This is a genomic window from Pseudomonas sp. Irchel 3A18, assembly GCF_900187465.1.
Classification (GTDB): Bacteria; Pseudomonadota; Gammaproteobacteria; order Pseudomonadales; family Pseudomonadaceae; genus Aquipseudomonas; species Aquipseudomonas cichorii.
Genome location: NZ_FYDI01000005.1, coordinates 25,674 through 48,405 on the forward strand (window position 1 = coordinate 25,674; position 22,732 = coordinate 48,405).

Here is a 22,732-nt window from a genome sequence, read left to right on the forward strand (position 1 = left end):
GATGATGCTCCTGGATCAGTACGCGGAGGCGTTATCGACTTTGAAGTTGTAGAGCTGACGGGCCGAGCCGTAGCGTTTGAAATCGGCGGCCTTTTCATTGAAACCGGCGCGATTGAGCAGCTCTTGCAGCTCTTCCAGATGCTCCGGGCGCATCTCTTTCTCGATGCAGTCGGAACCCAGGGACTCCACGCTGCCTTTGACGAAAATCTTCGTTTCGTACAGCGAATCGCCCAGTGCATCGCCTGCATCGCCACAGACCACCAGCCGACCGGCCTGGCCCATGAAGCAGCTCATGTGGCCAATGCTGCCGCCGACCACGATGTCGATACCCTTCATGGAAATGCCGCAACGAGCACCCGCATCACCTTCGATGACCAGCAAACCGCCATGAGCAGTCGCGCCCGCAGCTTGTGAGGCGCTGCCTTTGACCCGCACATAACCGGACATCATGTTTTCGGCACACCCGACGCCGACGTTGCCATGCACGGTGATCGAGGCCTTCTGGTTCATGCCGGCGCAGTAATAGCCGGCGTGCCCCTGAATATCCACGGACACCGCTTCGTTGACGCCAACCGCCAGGTTGTGAGCGCCGTTGGGATGGGTCACGACCCACTCGCGTTCCTCGAGTTGTCTGACTTGATCGTGCAGCGCCTGATTGAGGTCACGCACGCTGGCAGTGGAAAGATCGATGGTTTTCATGTGCGTGCTCCTTAAGCCGACTCGCGTTCCCAGATGTACATGGTGGCGGGAACAGGTTCCCAGACTTTGGCCTTCTCGATCCCCGGCAGGCTCGACAGCGCCTGATATTCCGAAGCCATCGCGACGTAATCATCGGTCTCGGCGAGAATCGCCGGCTTGCAGGCAATCGGGTCGCGAATCACAGCAAAGCCGTTGCGGGTGCCGATGGCAAAGGTGAAGAAGCCATCCAGTGCTTCCAGCGAGCTGTCCAGCGCGGTCTTCAGGGAATCGCCCTGCTGAAGGCGCCAGGCCAGATAACCGGCGGCGACTTCCGTGTCGTTCTCGGTGTCGAAGTTGATCCCTTCGCGGCGCAGTTCCTGACGCAGACGAAAGTGGTTGGAGAGCGAGCCGTTGTGTACCAGGCACAGGTCGGCGCCGGTGGAAAACGGGTGACTGCCTTCCATGGTCACGGCGCTTTCAGTGGCCATGCGCGTGTGGCCGATGATGTGGCTGCCTTTCATGCTGCTCAGGCCAAAACGCTCGGAAATCTCTTTCGGCAAGCCCATGCCCTTGAGGATTTCGATGCTCTTGCCCGCGCTCATGATGCGCACGGTCGGTGCCAGCTCACCCAGAGCCGCACGCACAACGGCTTCTTCAGCCTGGATCTTCAGCACCACGGCGCTCGCATTCTGGAACCAGTCCAGTGACGCGCCGAGTTTGCCTTCCAGCGCCGCGATCAGCGCCTTGAAGTCGTACCCTTCGGTGGTGGCCTGCAAGGTCAGCTTGACCCAGCCATCGGTCACTTCATCCCCATAAATCGCAAACCCGGCACTGTCAGGACCACGATCGGTCATCGCTTCAAGCATCGGCTCGAACAGCTTTCCGAGCTGGGACTCCAGCGCCGGGTTTTTCAGGTACAAACCAACAATTCCGCACATAGGGGCAGTCTCACTTCGCGAGGAAAGCTGCAAGCCATAAGCTGCAAGCTGTCCGGGTTAATTGAAAATCCTGTGTCCGCCGCCGACTGCTTTTACTTGCAGCTTGCAGCTAAAAACTTGCAGCTGAATTCAAAAAAATTCCGTATACCGCTTCACTTCCCAGTCGCTGACGTGGCGGCTGTATTCCACCCATTCCATGCGTTTGAGCTTGATGAATTCGCCAACGATTTCGTTGCCCAGCACTTCGGCGAACAACGGGTCGGCTTCCAGGGCGTCGCAGGCTTCCTTGAGGGATTGCGGCAGGGTCTTGATGCCTCGTGCGGCGATTTCTTCCAGGCTCAGCTTGTAGAGGTTTTCATTGCAGACGGTGTCGATCGTCAGTTGCCGATCAATACCGTCCAGGCCTGCGGCGATGATCGCGGCACTGACCAGATACGGGTTGCAACCGGCGTCCGGCAGGCGGAATTCGAGACGGCCATAAGGCACTCGCACCATGGCCGAGCGGTTGTTGGCGCCAAAGGCGATAAAGGCCGGAGCCCAGGTCGCACCGGACAACGAGTTACCCACCACCAGACGCTTGTAGGAGTTGACCGTCGGTGCCGCAAAGGCACACAGGGCCGGGCCGTGGGCCAGTAGCCCGGCGGCGAAGTGGTAAGCCATTTTCGACAGGCCCATGCCGCTCGGGTCGCTGGCGTCATGGAACATGTTCTTGTTGGTGGCGCTGCTGATCGACAGATGAAAGTGCATGCCGTTACCGGCGCGCTTGGGATCGGGCTTTGGCATGAACGAGCAGATCATGCCCATGTCATTGGCGATCTCGCCGGCCGCCATGCGGAAGAAAGTGAAGCGGTCCGCCGACTCCATGGCATCGCTGTAGGTGTAATTGATCTCGAACTGGCCGTTGGCGTCTTCGTGGTCGATCTGGTAGATGTCGAAACCCACTGGCTGTAAGGCTTCGGTCAAGCGCTCAAGGAATTCCCGGGAACGTGACAGGCCTTTGTAGTCGTAGCACGGTTTGTCCAGGCTATCGCTGTTGTCCACCAGTTGCAGGCTGCCCGCCGCATCGCGTTTGAACAGACTGAATTCAGGTTCCAGGCCGGTATTGAGGGTCCAGCCCCGCTGGCTGAGGCGCTCGACCTGCTGTTGCAACACGTAACGACTGTCATAAGGCCAGGGCTTGCCTTCGACGTGACCGATACACACCACCCGGCCATAACCCGGCTGCCAGGGCACCGGCGTCAGCGAAGAGAGATCGCCCTTGGCCATGAAATCCGGGCCATGAGGCTCCATGCCCATGCCACAGATGGCGAAACCGGCAAAACCGGCGCCATCTTCGATCACCATCTCCAGGCCCGAGACAGGAACCGATTTGGTCTTGGAGGAGCCATGGATATCCACGAACTGAGCCAGCACGTACTTGATGCCGTGCTCCTCGATCAGACGCTGTGTTTCTGTTGGCAACATGAGACTTGTCTCCTGGCGAAAGCAAAACGTTGAGGTGGGGACCGCTGTTCACTTCCTGCCGGAACACTTATTCCGATCAGGAAAATTACTTTCTCTTCAGGAATGCAAAGCCCTTGCCATCTTGGTATACCAAAAGTCGAATTCAGCCAAAGGCGGAATTTCCGCTGTATATATGGGAAACTCGTTTTCCTTGAGGGAATAAACCGACGCACGCCACTGCGCGGACAGGGATCTCGCACATTCATGGTGCGAAATAAAAATTATTGAGCGGAAACCGTGCAAAGCCGATGAATATGCCGAACGAACCCCAACCCAAGCTGAAGCTTGAGCAATACCTGGGTATCCAGATCAAGCGCCAGCGTCAGGCCCAGGAATTGAAACTGGCCGACGTGGCCCGTATCGCCGGCATCAGCCAGGGCATGTTGAGCAAGATCGAAAACGCTCAGGTGTCCACCAGTCTGGATAACCTCAGCCGCCTGTGCGACGTGTTGGGCATGCCCATGTCCAAACTGTTCAGCCAGTACGATCAACAAGGCAGCAGCGCGCTGTTGGTCAAGGCCGATGAAGGGCTGGAAGTGGTGAGGCGTGGAACCGAGAAAGGCCACACCTATCACCTGCTCAACCACACACGCGGGCCGAAGAAAAGTTTCGAGGCCTACATGGTGACCATGGACGATGCCAGCGAAGAGTTCCCGACCTTCTCCCACCCTGGCACCGAATTCCTGCACCTGCTGGAAGGTGAGCTGATCTATCGCCATGGCAATCAGGTGTATCGCATGGAGGCTGGAGACAGCCTGACCTTCGACGGCGAGATTCCTCATGGGCCGGAACAGCTGGTGCAAGTGCCGATTCGTCTGTTGTCGATCATGAACTATGGGGCACAGGGCGAGTGAGTTAACAGTCGGCCTTCCTCTGAACCTTTTTCGCGAATGAATTCGCTCCTATGCAGGCTGTGTAGGAGCAATCGGGCGGCGCTCCGTTTATTCGCGAAAGCCCATCACAAAAATTTCCCCACAGTTAAAAAAGTTTCCAAAAACCTCTGGACGCTACAGATTCTTTCGCCTATAAAACGCCATCTGTGAATATTTAATTCCCATCAGGAATTTTTATTCATCCGCAAAAATAATTTTCACCCCCGAATATTTCGCCCTGCGCTGAGCTGCCGCCACTTTCCAGAGGACAAGCCATGCAACACGAAAAGAACCATTTCATCCTCAAGATCAGTTGCCCGGCGACTTCCGGCATTGTCGCGGCGGTGACTTCCTATCTGGCAGACAACCAGTGCTACATCGGTGAAATGGCCCAGTTCGATGACGAGTTCAGCGGCAAATTCTTCATGCGTGCGGTGTTTCGCTTCAACGATGGTCATCAAGGCGATATCCAGCAGCTCAAGGACGGTTTCGACGCCGTCGCCAGTGACTTTTCCATGCAGTGGGAACTGCACGACACGCGCCACCCCATGCGCGTACTGTTGATGGTCAGCAAGTTCGACCATTGCCTGACCGACCTTCTGTATCGCTACCACAAAGGCGAGATGGACATGACCATCACCGCCATCGTCTCCAACCATCTGGACCTGCGCCCGATGGCCGAGCGTGAAGGCATTCGTTTCATCTACCTGCCGGTTACCAAGGAAATCAAGGCCCAGCAGGAAGCGGCGCTGATGAAAGTGGTCGATGAAACCGGCACCGAACTGGTGGTGCTCGCCCGCTACATGCAGATCCTTTCCGATGACCTGTGCCAGCAACTGTCGGGCCGGGCAATCAATATCCATCACTCCTTTCTGCCCGGTTTCAAGGGCGCCAAGCCTTATCACCAGGCTTACGAACGTGGCGTGAAACTGATCGGCGCAACCGCGCATTACGTCACCAGCGACCTGGACGAAGGGCCGATCATCGAGCAGGAGGTGCAGCGTGTGGATCACGTCTACCTGCCTGACGATCTGGTGGCCGCTGGCCGCAATACCGAGACCATTGCGCTGTCCAGGGCGGTGAAATACCACCTTGAGCATCGTGTGTTCCTCAACACGGACAGAACGGTGATCTTCAGGTGAACACTTCAAAACTGATTGATGGCAAGGCGGCTGCAGGTCGAGTGCTGCAGCAGGTCAAAGCCGATGTCCAGCGACTCAAGACCGAGGGCATAGAGCCTGCGCTGGCGGTGATTCTGGTGGGGGAAGACCCGGCCAGTCAGGTCTATGTGCGCAACAAGATCCTGCGCGCCGAGGAAGCCGGCATTCACTCGCTGGAATACCGACTCTCTGCGGACAGCTCCCAGGCCCGCTTGCTGGCGCTGATCAGCGAGTTGAATGCAGACCCGAAGGTCAACGGCATCCTGCTGCAACTGCCACTGCCGCCCCATATCGAAGAAGCCCGGGCCTTGCAGGCCATCGACCCGTGCAAGGACGTGGACGGTTTTCACAGTGAAAACGTCGGCGGTCTGAGCCAGGGCCGCGATGTGCTGACCCCCTGCACGCCCAGTGGCTGCATGCAGTTGCTGGAGGACACCTGTGGTGATCTCACCGGCAAGCATGCGGTGGTGATCGGCCGCTCCAATATCGTCGGCAAACCCATGGCCGCCCTGCTGCTCAAGGCTCACTGCTCGGTGACTGTCGTGCATTCGCGCAGTGCCGACGCCAGGGCCCTGTGCCTACTGGCCGATATCGTGGTCGCGGCTGTCGGTCGCCCGCGCATGATCGATGCCGGTTGGCTCAAGCCCGGCGCCGTGGTGATCGACGTCGGCATCAACCGCATCCAGGACAACGGCCGCAGCCGTCTGGTCGGCGATGTGGATTTCGACAGCGCGCTGTCCAGAGTCTCGGCCATTACTCCCGTGCCGGGTGGCGTCGGCCCCATGACCATTGCCTTTCTCATGAAAAACACCGTGACCGCTGCCCGTCAGCAGGCCCAAGCGCAACGTAGCCAATCGGAGGCCGTATGCCTTTCAATCTATTGAAGTACGGGCTCAGCTCGGAGTATCCGGTCGAGGTGGATCTGCCTGCGCCCAAGGAACTCAAAACCTCTTATGACGTGGTGATCATCGGCGGTGGCGGTCACGGCCTGGCCACTGCGTACTACCTGTCGAAGTACCACGGCATCACCAATATCGCCGTGCTGGAAAAAGGCTACCTGGGCGGTGGCAACACAGCACGCAACACAGCCGTCATCCGCTCCAATTACCTCACCAGCGAAGGCGTGCGTTTCTACGCCGAATCGGTGCGGATGTTTGAAGGCCTGTCCAACGAGTTCGACTTCAACATCATGTACTCCCATCGCGGGCAACTCACCCTGGCGCATACCGACGCGACGGTGCGTTCGTTCCGCCAGCGCGCCGAGGTCAACAAGCATTTCGGTGGCCGTACCGAAATGATCGACCGCCAGCAGATCCGTGAACTGGTGCCTTCCCTCAACCTCGATCCGGGCCATCTGCCGGTGATCGCCGGTCTGTGGCACATCGACGGCGCCACCGCCCGGCATGACGCCGTGGCCTGGGGTTATGCCAAGCAGGCGGCCAAGCGTGGCGTAGAGATCCATCAGCTCACCGAAGTTCAGGAGCTGGTCATTGAAAACGGCACCATTACCGCCGTGAAGACCAATCGCGGCACCATCAAATGCGGCTGCGCAGTGCAGGCGGTGGCGGGCATGAGTTCGCAATTGATGAAGAAAGCCGGGATTCGCTCACCGATCCAGACCTTCCCGCTGCAAGCCATGGTGACCCAACCGTTCAAACCCTTTCTCGACCCGCTGGTGAGTTCATCGGCCCTGCATTGCTACGTGCAGCAGACCAGTCGCGGCGAAGTGGTGTTTGGCGGCGGCTCCGATCCTTACCCGCTGTTCAATACCCGCTCCACCCTGGACCTCAAGGAAAGCCTGCTGGCCCACGCCATCGAGATGTTCCCGTTCCTGGCCAATGCAAAGTTGATGCGCCAGTGGGCCGGGATCACCGACATGACCCCGGACTACAGCCCGATCATGGGCCTTTCGCCGGTAAAGAATTATTACCTGGATGCAGGCTGGGGCACCTGGGGCTTCAAGGCCACGCCCATCTGCGGCAAGACCATGGCGGAACTCGTGGCCAGCGGCGGCAAGGTGCCGGACCTGATCAAACCCTTTGGCCTGGAACGTTTCTCGACCTTCCGGCAAGTCAACGAAATGGGCGCGACAGCGGCCAGCCACTGACGGAGAGCGACACATGAAAGTCATGACATGCCCGCTCAACGGGCCACGCAATATCAGCGAATTCACTTACGGCGGCGAATTCAAGCTCATGCCCGACCCTCAGACCTGCACCGATGCCGAATGGGCCGATTACGTCTTCAACAGCGAGGACACTCTGGGCGTAGTGCGCGAATGGTGGATGCATAACCCGTCCAGCTACTGGTTCCTGGCCGAGCGCCATACCGCCAGCGACGAAATCATCCGCACCTTCGACCCACGGGAAATCTTTACCGCCCGCGTCGATTTCACACCGGCCCCGTCCAAGGAGATCGCAGGATGAGCACCCTGACCCGCCTGCCGGCCCCCATGGGCCTGTTGATCGATCGCAATCAGCCGCTGACGTTCAGCTTTGACGGCAAGTCCTATCAGGGACTGCAAGGCGACAGCATCGCCAGCGCCCTGCTCGCCAACGGCCGCTTTCTGCTGTCGCGTTCGTTCAAATACCACCGTCCGCGTGGCCCGCTGACCATGGCCGGGCAAGACGCCAATACGCTGATCCAGTTGCCCAGCGAACCCAACGTACTGGCCGATGCCCATGCACTTGAAGCCGGCCTGCAAGTGACCGGGCAAAATTTCAACGGCTCGCTGGACAACGACAAGGACGCCTATCTGGGCAAGTTCTCGAAGTTCATGCCAGTGGGCTTCTATTACCGTTCGTTCTACAAACCCAAGGGCATGTGGAAAGTCTGGGAACCGATCATCCGCAAGAAAGCCGGGCTGGGGGTGCTGGACCTTGAATTCCAGCCCGAGTATTACGACAAGGCTTATCTGTTCACCGATCTGGCGATCATCGGTGCAGGCCCGGCCGGTTTGCAGGCAGCACTGACAGCCGCCAATGCCGGTGCCAAGGTCTTGCTGATCGAACAGCAACCGATTCTCGGTGGCTCGCTGACCTATGCCCGTTTCGATATCGAAGGCCAGCGTGGTGAAAAACTGCGGCGCAACCTGATCGATGCTGTGGAAGACCACGCCAATATTCGCGTGCTCAAGCAGGCTACCTGCAATGCCTGGTTCACCGATAACTACCTGCCGGTCATTCAGGGCAAGCGCATGTACAAAGTGCGTGCGACTCACTGCCTGGTGTGCAGCGGCTCGTTCGACCAACCGGTGATTTTCCGCAACAACGACCTGCCCGGTGTGATGCTGACCAGCGCCGCACAGCGCCTGATGAAGCTGTATGCCGTCAAGCCCGGCAAACGCGCCGTGGTTCTGACCGGTAATGACGACGGCTATCTGGCCGCTCTGGATCTGCATGATCAGGGCGTAGAAGTCGTTGCCGTGGCAGACATGCGCGCCAACCCTGTAGACAGTGCCCTTCTGAGCGCCCTGGAAAAACGCGGCATCCCTTGCCACCCGAGCACCACCGTCTATGAAGCGTTGCATGAAAAAGGCATGCGCCATGTGAGCGGCGCAGATCTGCGCAAGATCACCGGCCAGGGTCAGGTCGCCAATAGCGGCCTGACCGTCCAGTGCGATCTGCTGTGCATGTCCGGCGGCTACATGCCGGTCTATCAGTTGCTGTGTCAGGCAGGCGGCAAGTTGAGCTATGACGATCAACTGTCGGAATTCACCCTGAGCGGCCTGCCGAAAAACCTGAATGTAGCCGGCTCGGTGCATGGCTATCATGCGCTGGACAATGTGCTGGCCGATGCCATTCATGCCAGCGCCGAAGTGGTTGCCGCGCTGGGCCTGGAACCCGACACCAGCCCGCAGCCTCTGCGCACCGAAGCCCGCGTCAACTTTGCCTGGCCTATCTTCCCTCATCCCAAGGGCAAGGATTTCGTCGACTTCGACGAAGACCTGCAAGTGCGCGACATCGTCAATGCCACGCGCATCGGCTACCGCGACGTGCAACTGGTCAAGCGCTATTCCACAGTCGGCATGGGTCCGTCCCAAGGTCGGCATTCGGCGTTGCCAACAGCTCGCCTGGTCGCGTCTTCGACACAACGCAGTATCAGCGAAACGGGTGTCACCACTGCCCGCCCGCCTTTCGAGGCCGAGAAGCTGGCCCACGTCGCAGGGCGGGCTTTCGATCCGTACCGGCAGACGCCGATGCACAAACGGCACGTAGAAGCAGGAGCGAAGATGATGCCCGCTGGCATCTGGCAGCGTCCCGCGTATTACGGGAAGACAAACGAGCGTGATAAATGCATGCAGGCCGAAGCCCTGCACGTGCGTAACAAGGTCGGCATCATCGACGTCTCGACGCTCGGCGGGCTGGATGTACGCGGCCCGGACGCCGCCGAACTGCTCAATCGCATGTACACCTTCGCTTTTCTCAAGCAGCCGGTGGGCCGTTCGCGCTATGCGTTGATGACCAACGAACATGGCGTGGTCATAGACGACGGCGTCTGTGCGCGCTTCGCCGATAACCATTTCTACGTCACCGCCACCACCAGCGGCGTGGATCGTATCTACCAGCAAATGCTCAAGTGGAACGCCCAATGGCGTCTGAACGTGGACATCGCCAACGTCACGGCAGCGATTTCAGCCGTCAACGTGGCCGGACCGGACTCGCGCAAGGTCCTGGAAAAAGTCTGCTCCGATCTGGATCTTTCCGCCGAAGGCTTCCCATACCTGGCAGTGCGCCAAGGCACCGTGGCCGGGATCAAGGCCCGTCTGTTGCGAGTGGGTTTCGTGGGTGAACTGGGTTATGAAATCCACGTTCCGGCGCGCCATGCCCTGCGACTCTGGGACGCCCTGATCGAAGCCGGCAAGGCCTGCGACATACGTCCTTTCGGGGTCGAAACCCAGCGCCTGCTGCGCCTTGAAAAAGGCCACGTGATCATTAGCCAGGACACCGACGGCATGACCCATCCAGGCGAAATCGACATGGGCTGGGCAGTGAGCCGTACCAAGCCGTTCTTTGTCGGTCGCCGCTCGGTGGACATCCTTGAAGCCCAGCCGCAGACCCGCAAGCTGGTGGGTTTCACCCTGCCCAAGGCCAGCCCGCAACCACTGGAGGGCCATCTGGTGCTCAAGGGGCCGGACATCAGCGGCAACGTGACCTCCTGCGAGTACTCACAGAGCCTGGGCAAAATCATTGGTCTGGCCTACGCCGCCTTTGATCAGAGCACGCCCGGCCAGCAGATTCCGATCCGGGTCGAGGACGGTGTCGTGGTCCAGGCCACCGTGGTGAAACTGCCCTTCTTCGATCCTGAAAACCAGCGCCAGGAGCTTTGATCATGTCCAGCCTCACTCTCGAAAATCCCCCTGTCCGGTTGTGCACGCTGGTGGACCTGACCGATACCCCGCGCGTGGGCTTTCGCGGAACGCAAAGCGCCGAGTACCTTCAGGCCCGTGGCTTCACGTTGCCGGATGTACCGAACCAGGCAGTACACCAAGCGGACGGCAGCCATGTCGCACGCCTGTCGCAGACCGAATACCTGATTCTGGGCAGCCTCAACGACCAGGGCGAACGTATTGCCGACGAAGAAGCCCGCTGGGAACTGGACCATAGCGCCAATTACCTGCTGCCGCGCCAGGACAGCCACGCCTGGCTGCAACTGAGCGGCGCCTGCATTGCAGAGGTGATGGCCAAGCTGTGTGGTGTTGACCTGCAAACTCAGGCCTTCGGCCAGGGTGCGGTAGCCCAGACGTCGGCGGCGCGTATCAACGTGATCGTGATCAATACCGGCCTGGGCACGACGCCCTGTTTCCAGATCCTCTGCGACCGCGCTTCACTGGAATATTTCAAGGGCGCGGTGCTGGATGCCATGAACGAGTTCAATGGTTAACATTTCATGAAAAAACTTGCCCCCCATAACAAGGACACCGACTACAGCGTCCCGGCTCTCGCCCGGGGCCTGAGTGTGCTGGGCATGTTCAACGCAAGGACGCGCTCGCTCAGCATCAATGAGATCGCCGAACGCCTGGAAGTGAGCACGTCGGCTGTCTACAGGATTCTGTTTACCCTGACCGACATGGGCTACCTGAACAAGGTCAATACCCAGTACGCGCTGGGCGCCAGGGTCATCAGCGATGGTTTCAGCTACCTGGCCAGCCGCGATATCGTCGAAGTCGCCATGCCGCATCTGAACGAGTTGCGCGACCGTACTTCGCTATCGTGCCACCTGAGCATTCGCGAACAGACCGACAGCCTGTACCTGTATCGCGCCTTCGCGGCGCAACGCCTGTCAGTGAATATCCCGGTAGGCACTCGCATTGCCTGCCACTGCACCGCTATGGGGCGCATGTTGCTCACGGCCTTGAAGGAAGCAGAGCTGGGTGCGCTCTATCAGCACATCCGGCTGGACGATTACCCGTCACCTGCCCCGCGCACATTGCCCGAGCTGCAAGCCCTGATCCAGAGCGATCGGGAGCGTGGCTGGGTGTTGCATCGCTCCGATTATTCGACAGCAATTGCCACTTCGATCAAGGATCACATGGGTCAGGTCACTGCGGCCATCAACCTGTCCGGCCCGGATGCGGTCATGGACCCGGAAGGTGCAAAGGAGCGCTTTCAGGCTTTGTTGCTGAAGTGCAGCGCCGCCATCAGCCGTGATCTTGGTCATAAAAATGACACCTATCATTCATGAACGATGGATGGCATTTTGTTTGCTAAAGATTCCATATGGACTGCCGAAATTGTCGGTATGCCATAAGACGAAGCTTTGAGGCTCGATCAGGGTCTGAAGTCTGCTTATTGCCTGCCGTCGTCAGATAACGATATACAAGAAAAATCTGGAGCATGGATGAATATCAAACAGAAACTGACGTGGGCCTTTGCAGTCATTGCGTGCCTGCCCATTGTCGTCGTTGCCACTATCGTTATCGTAAACCTGCGTAACAACGCGACCGATAACTTCGTGAACAGCAGCAGTCGCGAAATCCGTCAGGTCGATAACGCCATGCAGCTGTTCTTCGATGGCATCAGCCAGAACGTCAACTACATCGCCTCGCATCCGCTGATCGCAGGGGCCGGTGGCGACCTGAGAAACTACACAGGCGCAACCCCGACACCGCAGTCCGAAAACGACAAGCTGACCACTGAATTCTTTGTCAGCATCGCCAAGGCCCACCCGGCTTATTCCTACGTCTCCTACGGTCTGATCAACGGCACCTACGTGATGACGCCGGAAGATCCGAAGATGAGCAATTACGACCCACGTGTTCGTCCCTGGTACAAGACGGCCATGGACAACCTGGGCAAGACCGTGCGCAGCGATGCCTACTATTGGGCTGGCGATGACGCCGTCCTGATGAGTACCGTGCGGGCGATCCCCAACACCCTGGGCAATCCCGGCGGTGTGGTGAATATCGACGTGTCGCTCAAGCAACTGACCGGCATCGTCAAAGACATCAAGCTGGGCGACAGTGGCTACCTGATCCTGCTGGAAAAGAACGGCAATGTGCTGGTCGATCCCAAGCAGCCGGAGCATAACTTCAAGAAGCTCGGCGATCTGGGTGATGGCTTCGCTCAACTGGCCAAGACTGAAAAAGGCCTGGTCGAAGTACAGCTCAACGGCGAGCGCTACATGGCCAACGTCTACCCGTCTCCGGATCTTGGCTGGAGCTTTATCGGCCTGATCAAGCAGGATGAAGTCATGGCCTCCGCCACTCGCCTGACCTGGCTGATCGGCATCATCGCTGCCGTACTGGCAATCGTCTTCGCTATCGTCGGTGCCAGCTTCGCCCGCGTGATCGTGCGACCGATCCATAGCGTGTCCAGCGGCCTTGAAGGCATTGCCCAGGGCGAAGGTGATCTGACCCACAGCCTGACAGTGCGCGGCAAGGATGAAACCGCCCAACTGGCCGGCTGGTTCAACCAGTTCCTGGCCGCGATCCGAAGCCTGATCCAGCATATCGGACAAGCCGCTCACAAGATCCTCGACACCTCGCAAAGCTCTACCCGTGTCTCCAATGACATGGCAGAAGCGGCAGGCCGTCAGCGTGAAGCAGTGGATATGGTGTCAACGGCGTTCCATGAAATGGTCGCCACTGCCAACGAAGTCGCCCGCTCCTGCAGCCAGGCCGCGGAATCGGCCGACAACGGTCAACAGCAAGCCCGCGAAGGTCAGCGACAGATTGATGACGCGGTGAGCAGTGTCGACAAGCTGAGTTCGGAAATCGCCCGTTCGGCCAAAGACATGTCGGACCTGGAAAAAGACAGCAACGATATCCAGTCGATCCTCGACACCATTCGTTCCATCGCCGAACAGACCAACCTGCTGGCGCTCAACGCCGCCATCGAAGCCGCTCGTGCTGGCGAACAGGGCCGTGGCTTTGCGGTAGTAGCCGACGAGGTTCGCGCCCTGGCAAAACGCACGGCCGACTCGACTGCCGAGATCGATACGCTGCTGGGCAACCTGGCCAGACGCACCGCGTCCGTGGCGCAACAGATGCACGCCAGCCTGGATGTCTCGCAACAATCGGTCACCAAGATCGGTCAGGCTCGCAGCAGCTTCGGGCAGATCCGAGAATCGGTGGACGTGATCCGCGACATGAATACCCAGATCGCCACGGCGGCCGAAGAACAGCATCAGGTAGCAGAAGACATCAACCGCCACATCAGCCAGATCCATGGCGATGCGCAACTGATTGCCGACCTCTCCGACTCGGCCCGCAATGACTCCCACAGCCTGGCAACCCTCTCCAACGAGCTGGATGCCCTGGTACGCAAGTTCAAGACCTGATAGCGGTCACCTTTTGCCGGAAGGCGGTGTGTCGAACACCGCTTTCCCGCAGATGCCGATCAGCCACGAGCATGATCACTTTGTGTGTGCCTTGACTGATCAGCGCTACCCCGCAGAAGCCCCTTAATCCACCACGACTGAATTCTTCTCACAAACACATCAAAATTCCCCCTTGTCCCACAAGTTCCACCGGCGATCAGGCGCATTCAAAAGAATTCAGTGAGGACGCCTACAAGCGCGCCGATGAGCCGAAAGAGCTTTACTACGTTCCGGGTGCCGGACACGTCGATCTTTATGACCGTGCCGACCTGATTCCGTGGAGCAAGCTGTACTCGTTCTTCGAAACCAACCTTGCCGCTGCAAAGGCTCAATGAAGCGTTGAGCATTTGATAATGAAACGAATGGCCGATCCCTGAAAGGGGCAAAGGTTCCTTTTATCATTCCTGCTGATAGTAACCTTCGGTTCATTCGATTCGTTAATAGACTGCCACCGCAACAGAATCCGCCCATCTCACATTATCGGCGGATTTCCCATGTCTAAGTCTCTCTCTCATTTGCGCTATCCCCTGACCGCCCTCGCCCTGATCGTGATCAGTGCCTGTGGACGCGCACCAGAGGCCACCATGGCTCCAGCAGCCGCCAAAGTCAGCGTCGCCAAGGTGCTGGAACAGCCAATCAACGAATGGGATGAGTTCACCGGTCGCCTCGAAGCGCCGGAAACCGTCGAGGTCCGTCCACGGGTTTCGGGGCAGATCGATCAGGTTGCTTTCACCGACGGTTCGCTGGTAAAGAAAGGCGACTTGCTGTTCCAGATCGACCCTCGTCCTTTCCAGGCGGAAGTCCGCCGTCTTGAAGCTCAACTGCAACAGGCTCGCGCCGTAGCCAATCGCAGTGAAAACGAAGCCGAACGCGGTGAGCGTCTGCGCACCAACAATGCAATTTCCGCCGAACTGGCCGACTCGCGCACCACCTCGGCCCAGGAAGCAAAAGCCGGCGTTGCAGCAATCCAGGCACAACTGGACGTGGCCAGGCTCAACCTGAGCTTCACCCGCGTCACTGCGCCCATCAGCGGTCGCGTCAGCCGTGCCGAAATCACCGCCGGCAACATCGTGACTGCCGATGTAACGCCGCTGACCAGTGTGGTTTCCACCGACAAGGTCTACGCCTACTTCGACGCCGACGAGCGCGTATTCCTCAAGTACACCGAACTGGCGCGCAAGGGCCAGCGTGGCCAGACCACTCCGGTCTATCTAGGGCTGTCCAACGAAGCCGGCAACCCTCACCTGGGCCAGATGAACTTCGTCGACAACCAGGTCAACCCGCGGACCGGCACCATTCGCGGTCGCGCCGTGTTCGACAACACCGACGGCAGCTTCACTCCCGGCCTGTACGCACGCCTCAAGCTGGTGGGCAGCGGCACCTATTCGGCCATGCTGATCAACGACGAAGCCGTGGGCACGGATCTGGGCAAGAAATTCGTACTGGTGATGGACAAGGACAACAAGCCGACCTATCGCTTCGTCGAGCTGGGCCCCAAGGTTGAAGGTCTGCGCATCGTGCGCAGCGGCCTGGGCAAAGACGACACCATCATCGTCAAAGGCTTGCAGCGCGTTCGCCCTGGCCAGCCTGTAGACCCTGAAGTGACGCCAATGGCTTCCAGCGAAACACTGGCTGCACTGCTCAAACAACGCCAGGCCCTAGAAGCCAGCAATCTGTCACAAGTGGCGCCCAAGGCGGCCGTCAAAATCGCCAGCGCAACTGCGCCTCGCGGCTAAGGGACTCGTCCGATGAACTTCTCCAAATTCTTTATCACGCGGCCGATCTTCGCGGCAGTGCTGTCACTGCTGATCCTGATCGCCGGTGCCATCTCGCTGTTCCAGTTGCCGATCAGCGAATACCCGGAAGTGGTTCCGCCCACAGTCGTGGTACGTGCCAGCTTCCCCGGCGCCAACCCTAAGGTCATCGGTGAAACCGTTGCTTCGCCACTGGAACAGGCCATCACCGGCGTCGAGAACATGCTGTACATGTCCTCGCAGTCAACGGCCGACGGCAAGCTGACCCTGACCATCACCTTTGCGCTGGGCACTGACCTGGACAACGCTCAGGTACAGGTACAGAACCGTGTGACCCGTACCGAACCCAAGCTGCCCGAGGAAGTGACCCGTATCGGTATCACCGTGGACAAGGCGTCTCCCGACCTAACCATGGTCGTGCACTTGACCTCCCCGGACAACCGCTACGACATGCTGTATCTGTCCAACTATGCCGTGCTCAACATCAAAGATGAGCTGGCACGGCTGGGCGGTGTCGGTGACGTGCAACTGTTCGGTATGGGCGACTACTCGCTGCGTGTCTGGCTGGACCCGAACAAGACGGCTTCACGCAATCTGACCGCCACCGATGTGGTCAACGCCATTCGTGAGCAGAACCGCCAGGTTGCGGCCGGTCAACTGGGTGCACCGCCCTCCCCGAGCGCGACCAGCTTCCAGATGTCGATCAATACTCAGGGCCGTCTGGTCACTGAAGAGGAGTTCGAGAACGTCGTCATTCGCGCTGGTGCCGATGGTGAAATCACTCGTCTCAAAGATGTAGCCCGTGTGGAACTGGGCTCCAACCAGTACGCCTTGCGCTCGCTGCTCAACAACAAACCGGCGGTCGCCCTGCCGATCTTCCAGCGCCCAGGCTCCAACGCCATCGATATCTCGAATGACGTGCGCAGCAAAATGGCCGAGCTGAAAAAAGGCTTCCCTGAAGGCATGGACTACAGCATCGTCTATGACCCGACCATTTTCGTGCGCGGCTCCATCGAAGCGGTGATCCATACCCTGTTCGAAGCACTCATCCTGGTCGTTCTGGTGGTGATCCTGTTCCTGCAGACCTGGCGCGCCTCGATCATCCCGCTGGTGGCCGTACCGGTTTCGCTGATCGGTACATTCGCGGTCATGCACATGTTCGGCTTCTCCCTGAACGCACTGTCGTTGTTCGGGTTGGTACTGGCCATCGGGATCGTGGTGGACGACGCCATCGTCGTCGTGGAAAACGTCGAGCGTAATATCGAGCTGGGACTGTCGCCCATGGAGGCGACCCACAAGGCCATGGGCGAAGTGACCGGGCCGATCATCGCCACGGCGCTGGTGCTGTGTGCGGTCTTCGTACCGGCGGCGTTCATTTCCGGGCTGACAGGTCAGTTCTATAAACAGTTCGCCCTGACCATTGCCATCTCGACGGTGATCTCGGCATTCAACTCCCTGACCCTGTCGCCAGCTCTGGCCGCGGTCCTGCTCAAGGCTCATGGTGCGCCAAAAGACAAGTTCTCACTGTTCCTGGACCGGATACTCGGTGGCTGGCTGTTCCGTCCGTTCAACCGTTTCTTCGAGAAAGCCAGCCATGGCTATGTCGGCACCGTCGCCCGTGTCATCCGCAGCAGCGGTATCGCACTGGTGGTTTACGCCGGTCTGATGGTCATGACCTGGATGGGCTTCTCCAGCACGCCGACCGGCTTCGTACCGAGCCAGGACAAGCAGTATCTGGTCGCCTTCGCCCAGTTGCCGGACGCCGCCAGCCTGGATCGCACCGAAGATGTCATCAAGCGTATGTCCGAACTGGCACTGCAACAGCCAGGCGTGGAAAACGCCATCGCCTTCCCGGGCCTGTCGATCAACGGTTTCACCAACAGCCCCAACAATGGCGTGGTGTTCGTCGCCCTCAAGGACTTCGACCAGCGCAAGGACCCGAGCCAGTCGGCCAATGCCATCGCTGGCGCGCTGAACGGCAAGTTCGCCTCCATTCAGGATGCTTACATGGCGATCTTCCCGCCACCGCCGGTACAAGGGCTGGGCACCATTGGCGGTTTCCGCCTGCAAGTCGAAGACCGTGGCAACCTGGGCTATGACGAGCTGTACAAGGAAACCCAGAACGTCATCACCAAGAGCCGTAGCGTGCCGGAACTGGCAGGCCTGTTCACCAGCTACACTGTGAACGTGCCTCAGGTCGATGCCGCCATCGACCGTGAAAAAGCCAAGACACACGGCGTTGCCATCAGCGACATCTTCGACACCCTGCAGGTTTACCTGGGCTCGTTGTATGCCAACGACTTCAACCGCTTCGGTCGCACCTACCAGGTCAACGTTCAGGCCGAGCAGCAGTTCCGTCAGGAGTCTGACCAGATCGGGCAACTCAAGGTGCGCAACAATCTGGGTGAAATGATCCCGCTGGCGACTTTCGTCAAGATCAGCGACACCGCAGGCCCCGACCGTGTGATGCACTACAACGGCTTCATCACCGCCGAGATCAACGGTGCGGCTGCACCGGGCTACAGCTCCGGGCAAGCCCAGGCGGCCATCGAGAAACTGCTCAAGGAAGAACTGCCCAACGGCATGGTTTACGAGTGGACAGACCTGACTTACCAGCAAATTCTTTCGGGCAACACCGCGCTGTTTGTCTTCCCGCTCTGCGTACTGCTGGCCTTCCTGGTATTGGCGGCCCAATACGAAAGCTGGAGCCTGCCACTGGCCGTGATCCTGATCGTACCGATGACGCTGCTGTCGGCCATCGCCGGGGTCATCATTGCCGGTAGCGACAACAACATCTTTACCCAGATCGGACTCATCGTACTGGTGGGCCTGGCGTGCAAGAACGCGATTCTGATCGTCGAGTTCGCCAAGGATAAACAGGAAGAAGGCATGAGCCCGCTGGATGCGGTACTGGAAGCCTGCCGCCTGCGTCTACGCCCGATCCTGATGACCTCGTTCGCCTTCATCATGGGTGTGGTGCCACTGGTGCTGTCCAGCGGTGCCGGTGCCGAGATGCGTCATGCTATGGGCGTGGCGGTGTTCTCCGGCATGCTCGGGGTGACCTTCTTCGGTCTGCTGCTGACGCCGGTGTTCTATGTGCTGATCCGTAACTATGTAGAGCGCCAGGAAGCCCGCAAGGCAGCCAGGGCACAGAAACTGAACACCTTGCCTGCGGAGATGCATTGATGAGCGCGCTTAAACTTTTCGCTCCGGCCCTGCTGGTCCTGGCGCTGGCGGCTTGTGCCGTCGGCCCGGACTACAAGGCCCCCGAAACGGCTCCGGCAAAACTCGCTTCGGCCGCTCAGGGCAACCACGACCGCAGCAAGGTGGATACCCTGTGGTGGCAGCAGTTCGACGATCCGACCCTGAACACGCTGGTCAGCCGCTCCCTGGATGGCAACCGTGATCTGCGCGTGGCCTTTGCCCGCCTGAAATCGGCCCGGGCGATTCGCGATGACGTCAGCAACGACGCCATGCCCGTGATCACCAGCCGTGCCAGCAGCGATCTGGGCAAAGGCCAGCAACCGGGCACCACCGAGCGCCGAGTCAATAGCGAGCGCTATGATCTGGGTCTGGACATGGCCTGGGAGCTGGACCTGTTCGGTCGCATCCAACGGCAACTGGAAGCCAGCGAAGCCGATCAGCAGGCCGCCGAAGCCGACCTGTATCAGCTTCAGGTGACGCTGATTGCCGAAGTGGTCGATGCCTATGGCCAATTGCGCGGCGCTCAACTGCGTGAGGCGATTGCCCGGGACAACCTGAAAAACCAGCAGGATTCCCGAGGCGTGACCACACAATTGCGTGATGCCGGAGTCGGCAACGAACTGGACGTGGTTCGCGCCGACGCCCGCCTCGCTGCCGTCGAAGCCAGCGTGCCGCAATTGCAGGCCGAACAGGTTCGTCAGCGCAACCGCATCGCGACCTTGCTGGGCGAGCGTCCCGAAAGTCTCAGCGTGGACCTGAGCCCGGCAAAACTGCCTGCCATTGCCAAGGCTTTGCCGATTGGCGATCCGGCGCAGGTCTTGCGCCAGCGTCCTGACATCCGTGCAGCCGAACGGCAACTGGCCGCCTCCACCGCACGTATCGGAGTGGCGACTGCCGACCTGTTTCCACGGGTCAGCCTGAGCGGTTTCCTGGGCTTTACTGCCGGACGCGGCTCGCAGATAGGCTCTTCGGCTGCACGAGCCTGGGCGCTTGGCCCGAACATCACATGGGCCGCTTTCGATCTGGGCAGCGTCCGTGCCCAGATTCGCAGCGCCGATGCCGATGCCGAAGGCGCGCTGGCGAACTATGAACAGCAAGTACTGCTGGCACTCGAAGAATCGGAAAACGCTTTCAGCGACTACGACAAACGCCAGCAACGCCTGCTGGCTCTGATTCGCCAGAGCGAATCGAGTCGTGCCGCAGCGAGGCTGGCGTCCATCCAGTACCGCGAAGGCACGGCAGACTTCCTGGTTCTGCTGGATGCCGAGCGGGAACGCCTGGCAGCCGAAGACTCCCAGGCCCAGGCAGAAATCGAGACCTATCGCGGAATCGTAGCCATTTACAAGGCATTGGGCGGCGGGTGGCAACCCCAGGCCTGATCGCCTCGCAAGTCACGAAAGCCCTGCGTTCTCTGAGCGCGGGGCTTTTTTGCGTCCCGTATTTACAGGCTATACACGATTGAAGTTTGACAGCAGCCAGTCACTGCCCGAAGCTTCATGCCGTCTGGAACTGGAACCCGGTATGCCCAAAATGCCTTTACAGGGCTCATCGCCTCACCCTGGCACCCGACGCCGCAGGCTGGTCGGTATCGCCGTTGCATCCGTCATGCTGGTGGCGCTGTCATTGGTCGTGTGGTCATGGCGCAGCCCCCCTGCCCAACCCGCCGCAAAACTGAATCACACCTACGCTCAGGCAATGCAGCAGGCTCATGATGGCAAGCCCGGCGCAGCGCGCATGCTTTATCAGCAACTGGCACGTACGGACCTTTCACCTACCCATCGCATAGCCCTGCTGGCCGAACTGGGCAATTATCCAAGCCCCCAGGCACTCAAGTTACTCAATGGCTGTCTCAAGGACTCATCGCCCCAGGTGCGTCAGGCGGCTATCGAAGCCAGTATGGAGCTGATACCCGACAACAAGCGCAGCCTGTTGCTGGGCCCCTTGCTGGAAGATGCCGAACAATCCGTGAGATTCAGCGCCACCCGCGCATTGCTGGGGCTCTCTGCGGATGATCTGGGCCTGTATTTCGCTGTTCTGCAACAAAGCGCCGAAACCTGGCAGGAAGCCCTGAAAACCCAGCCACAGACAGCGCAGAACCAGTTGCAACTGGCAAAACTCTATCTGCAGACCGGGGATCTGGAACCTGCGCTTTCAGCCCTGAAGAACGCCATTGCCCTGGACCCGGATAACATCGAAGCCGCTCTGGCGCATATCGAACTGCTGGACAAAAAGGGCCAGGCGGATCAGGCCCGCAGCCTTTTCGCGAAGTTACTGGAACGCAACCCGGAGTCCTCTGTGCTGCAACACGCATTGGGCATGTGGCTGCTGCACCATGGACAGAGCGAGTACGCACTGCTCAGCCTGGCCAAAGCGGCAGAACTTGAACCGGGGAACAATGATTACCGCTATGACCTGGCAGTAGCGCTGCATGATCTGGATCAACTGGAAGCCGCGCAAAAACAATTGGCTCAGATACTCCAGAATCAGCCTGCCAACCGACGAGCCCGGGTTTTACTGATCCAGTACTGGAAAGAAAACGGCCAATTGCAGAACGTACAGGTATTGCTGGCTGAGCTGGAGCAGCAGAATCCCGATGATCCGGCCCTCCAGCAAGGGCTCTAGACGCTTGGCAGGCAGGCTTTTTACCTGCCTGAAAGTAAGCATTTCGCGTCTTTTTTAACCTGTTCCGACATATTTCACACTTCTTCACGCCCAACCTAATATCGGAAATAACTTACAACGCGCTTCGTCCGATATCACAAGCAGTGATAGAAACCGCCAACTGATGAACGCAGTTTCATTTAATCATTTTCAAGAATACTATTTTCTAACTCGTAAAAAACGTGCATTATTTACGGGCAACTGATTATAACTACCCACTACTCCCGCACGCCTGACGGAACCTTTAGTTTCATCATTGAAAATGCGGGGTCGGGTAGGAAACCAAATGAGCGAGTCGGCCTAACGTTTTTGTCATATCGCTTTATCGGGCTATCAACAGCCACTACACCGTTGGAGTATTTTATTTGTCCAGACTTGCCGAGTTCCGCGCAGCAGAGAAAGCCCTTCAAGAACAGCTTGCACAGCTGGAATCCCTGAAGAATGATGCCGGACTGAAAAAAGAGATTGAATTCGAGCAGAAGCTTCAGGACCTGATGGGCAGCTACGGCAAAAGCCTGCGCGACATCATTGCAATCCTCGACCCTGTCAGCTCCACGTCCCTGGTTGCCCCGGCCCCCGGCCCAAAACGCCGTCGCGCGCGGGTTGTAAAGGTCTATCAGAACCCGCACACAGGCGAGCTGATTGAAACCAAAGGCGGTAACCACCGCGGCCTCAAAGCCTGGAAAGAGCAATACGGCGTCGAGACTGTCGATTCCTGGCTGCGCGCCTGATCACACTTTGTCGTCAAGGCAAGCCCTGCATCTGCAGGGCTTTTTATTGCACGCGCCCCACTCATATATATGAATAGGGAAGCATGATTAATTCATATACATGCCGTCTACTTCGGCACGATTTGCATATAACAGCTGATGACATACCGTAGACCCTGCTCACGTTAAAATAATGACGCCAATAAAATCACCACAATCCAACATAGCAGTCACTGTTGCAACTTGAAGAATTCACCCCCTCGTTCAGCATTCCGACAGCTTCATTACGATGTGTAACTCGATGTGAAGTGCATCGTTTTCCTCTCACGACTACACACCTGCTTCACCAAAAAATCGTCGCCGTTTTGCAGGAATGAGCACACGAAGATGCTAACTTTTCGACGAGTCGCGAATAGTGTCGGACAGGATTGT

At 58.7% G+C, this 22,732-nt stretch carries 17 protein-coding genes and 2 pseudogenes; 16 read left to right on the forward strand and 3 right to left on the reverse strand.

Translation table 11 applies throughout. From position 1 onward, the window contains the following. Positions 1–15: 15 nt before the first annotated feature. The 3 genes from CKW23_RS11095 to glnT all read right to left on the reverse strand — a co-directional run bounded on the left by CKW23_RS11095 (position 16) and on the right by glnT (position 3,080). Positions 16–699 carry a protein glxC gene (locus tag CKW23_RS11095; protein ID WP_025259946.1) on the reverse strand — a complete coding sequence of 228 codons (684 nt, stop codon included), beginning with the start codon at positions 697–699 and terminating at the stop codon, positions 16–18. Positions 700–710: 11 nt separating this feature from the next. Further along, positions 711–1,616 (reverse strand): glutamine amidotransferase family protein, encoded by a 906-nt coding sequence (locus CKW23_RS11100; RefSeq protein WP_025259945.1) that lies wholly within the window; start codon positions 1,614–1,616, stop codon positions 711–713. A 129-nt stretch (positions 1,617–1,745) separates the two neighbouring features. Continuing rightward, positions 1,746–3,080: a type III glutamate--ammonia ligase gene (gene glnT / locus CKW23_RS11105; RefSeq protein ID WP_025259944.1), complete on the reverse strand. Its 1,335-nt coding sequence runs from the start codon at positions 3,078–3,080 to the stop codon at positions 1,746–1,748. Between the two features lie 287 nt (positions 3,081–3,367). Here glnT and CKW23_RS11110 point away from each other — a divergent pair, with 287 nt between their 5' ends. The 16 genes and pseudogenes from CKW23_RS11110 (at position 3,368) to CKW23_RS11180 (ending at position 22,321) form a co-directional block, all read left to right on the forward strand. Next, a complete protein-coding gene (locus tag CKW23_RS11110; RefSeq protein ID WP_025259943.1) occupies positions 3,368–3,973 on the forward strand; it encodes a cupin domain-containing protein in 606 nt (201 codons plus the stop codon). A gap of 293 nt (positions 3,974–4,266) precedes the next feature. Then, positions 4,267–5,133, forward strand: a complete 867-nt coding sequence (purU, locus tag CKW23_RS11115; RefSeq protein WP_095067572.1) for a formyltetrahydrofolate deformylase — start codon at positions 4,267–4,269, stop codon at positions 5,131–5,133. Then, entirely contained in the window at positions 5,130–6,035 is a 906-nt protein-coding gene (gene folD / locus CKW23_RS11120) for a bifunctional methylenetetrahydrofolate dehydrogenase/methenyltetrahydrofolate cyclohydrolase FolD (RefSeq protein WP_025259941.1), read from the forward strand. The genes purU and folD overlap by 4 nt, the downstream gene beginning before the upstream one ends. Then, positions 6,017–7,258, forward strand: a complete 1,242-nt coding sequence (locus CKW23_RS11125; protein WP_025259940.1) for an FAD-dependent oxidoreductase — start codon at positions 6,017–6,019, stop codon at positions 7,256–7,258. Before folD ends, CKW23_RS11125 begins: the two co-directional genes overlap by 19 nt. A 13-nt stretch (positions 7,259–7,271) precedes the next feature. Continuing rightward, the gene (locus CKW23_RS11130; protein ID WP_025259939.1) at positions 7,272–7,577 is read left to right on the forward strand and encodes a sarcosine oxidase subunit delta; all 306 of its coding nucleotides are present in this window, start codon (positions 7,272–7,274) and stop codon (positions 7,575–7,577) included. Continuing rightward, positions 7,574–10,480 carry a 2Fe-2S iron-sulfur cluster-binding protein gene (locus CKW23_RS11135; RefSeq protein WP_025259938.1) on the forward strand — a complete coding sequence of 969 codons (2,907 nt, stop codon included), beginning with the start codon at positions 7,574–7,576 and terminating at the stop codon, positions 10,478–10,480. The genes CKW23_RS11130 and CKW23_RS11135 overlap by 4 nt, the downstream gene beginning before the upstream one ends. Before the next feature lie 2 nt (positions 10,481–10,482). After that, positions 10,483–11,034 (forward strand): sarcosine oxidase subunit gamma, encoded by a 552-nt coding sequence (locus tag CKW23_RS11140; RefSeq protein ID WP_038399832.1) that lies wholly within the window; start codon positions 10,483–10,485, stop codon positions 11,032–11,034. Between the two features lie 6 nt (positions 11,035–11,040). Beyond that, the gene (locus tag CKW23_RS11145; RefSeq protein ID WP_038399830.1) at positions 11,041–11,835 is read left to right on the forward strand and encodes an IclR family transcriptional regulator; all 795 of its coding nucleotides are present in this window, start codon (positions 11,041–11,043) and stop codon (positions 11,833–11,835) included. 312 nt (positions 11,836–12,147) lie between these two features. Next, positions 12,148–13,074: pseudogene (locus CKW23_RS27240) on the forward strand (cache domain-containing protein); the annotation flags it as partial. Positions 13,075–13,203: 129 nt separating this feature from the next. Continuing rightward, on the forward strand, positions 13,204–13,932 hold the full coding sequence (locus CKW23_RS27245) for a methyl-accepting chemotaxis protein (RefSeq protein ID WP_371856565.1): 729 nt from the start codon (positions 13,204–13,206) through the stop codon (positions 13,930–13,932). Between the two features lie 191 nt (positions 13,933–14,123). Next, positions 14,124–14,306, forward strand: a pseudogene (locus tag CKW23_RS26775) (alpha/beta hydrolase); the annotation flags it as partial. Positions 14,307–14,465: 159 nt separating this feature from the next. Beyond that, entirely contained in the window at positions 14,466–15,707 is a 1,242-nt protein-coding gene (gene mexE / locus CKW23_RS11160) for a multidrug efflux RND transporter periplasmic adaptor subunit MexE (RefSeq protein WP_095067573.1), read from the forward strand. Between the two features lie 12 nt (positions 15,708–15,719). Continuing rightward, positions 15,720–18,911, forward strand: a complete 3,192-nt coding sequence (locus CKW23_RS11165; protein WP_025259934.1) for an efflux RND transporter permease subunit — start codon at positions 15,720–15,722, stop codon at positions 18,909–18,911. Beyond that, positions 18,911–20,308 (forward strand): efflux transporter outer membrane subunit, encoded by a 1,398-nt coding sequence (locus tag CKW23_RS11170; RefSeq protein ID WP_025259933.1) that lies wholly within the window; start codon positions 18,911–18,913, stop codon positions 20,306–20,308. Before CKW23_RS11165 ends, CKW23_RS11170 begins: the two co-directional genes overlap by 1 nt. 142 nt (positions 20,309–20,450) lie before the next feature. After that, complete coding sequence (locus CKW23_RS11175) at positions 20,451–21,551, forward strand: tetratricopeptide repeat protein (RefSeq protein WP_025259932.1); 1,101 nt, start codon at positions 20,451–20,453, stop codon at positions 21,549–21,551. 404 nt (positions 21,552–21,955) lie between these two features. Then, positions 21,956–22,321 (forward strand): histone-like nucleoid-structuring protein, MvaT/MvaU family, encoded by a 366-nt coding sequence (locus CKW23_RS11180; RefSeq protein WP_025259931.1) that lies wholly within the window; start codon positions 21,956–21,958, stop codon positions 22,319–22,321. Positions 22,322–22,732 lie beyond the last annotated feature (411 nt).